The organism is Nonomuraea basaltis (genome assembly GCF_005893125.1).
In the GTDB taxonomy this organism is placed as follows: Bacteria; Actinomycetota; Actinomycetes; order Streptosporangiales; family Streptosporangiaceae; genus Nonomuraea; species Nonomuraea basaltis.
The window spans coordinates 1-861 of sequence record NZ_VCJS01000613.1 but is presented as its reverse complement, the minus strand read 5'-3'; the positions used below and the strand labels follow the sequence as shown (position 1 = coordinate 861).

Sequence of the window (861 nt, the reverse complement as noted above, 5' to 3'; positions counted from 1 at the left end):
GTGTAAGTCGTTTGCCGAGTCGGCTGATGGGGTGGGCTGGGGCGAGGGTGTCGGGGTGCTGGTGGTGGAGCGGTTGTCCGATGCCCGGCGTCGTGGGCATCGGGTGCTGGCGGTGCTGCGCGGCTCGGCGGTGAACCAGGACGGCGCGTCGAATGGGCTGACCGCGCCGAATGGCCCCTCCCAAGAGCGGGTGATCGCTCAGGCGCTGGCGGCTGCTGGGCTGACGCCCGGCGATGTGGATGTGGTCGAAGGACACGGCACCGGCACCGCGCTGGGCGATCCGATCGAGGCGCAGGCGCTGCTGGCCACTTACGGCCAGGACCGCCCATCACCGCTGTGGCTGGGGTCGGTGAAGTCGAATCTGGGGCATACCCAGGCGGCGGCCGGGGTGGCCGGTGTGATCAAGATGGTCATGGCGATGCGGTACGGGACGCTGCCCAAGACGCTGCACGTGGACGCGCCGTCGTCGAAGGTGGATTGGTCCGGCGGGGCGGTAGAACTGCTGACCCAGGCCCAGCCCTGGCCCCAGGACGCCGACCGGCCACGCCGAGCGGGAGTGTCCTCGTTCGGCATCTCCGGCACCAATGCGCACATCATCCTCGAAGAGCCGCCGGCCGAGGAAGAGCCGCTGCACGAGCCGCTCATCGGGGAGCCGTCGGGCGGGCAGGACAACAGCACGGCCACAGCGTCCGAGGGCGACCACGCGGCTACGAGGCCGGTGCCGGTGCCGGTGATGGTGTCGGCCAAGAGCGAGGCGGCGTTGCGGGCGCAGGCCGCCCGGCTGGCCGGGTTCGTGACCGGGCATGATGCGGCTGGTCCGGTGGAGGTGGCGGCTGGGCTGTCGCGCCGTGCCGCCCTGGA

Annotated in this window: 1 protein-coding gene; it reads left to right on the top strand. The window is 71.7% G+C overall.

Features of this window, described 5'->3' with window-relative positions; all coding sequences use genetic code 11:
* The coding region (locus EJK15_RS69685) for a ketoacyl-synthetase C-terminal extension domain-containing protein (protein ID WP_138720980.1) at positions 1-861 on the top strand (861 nt) is incomplete at both ends.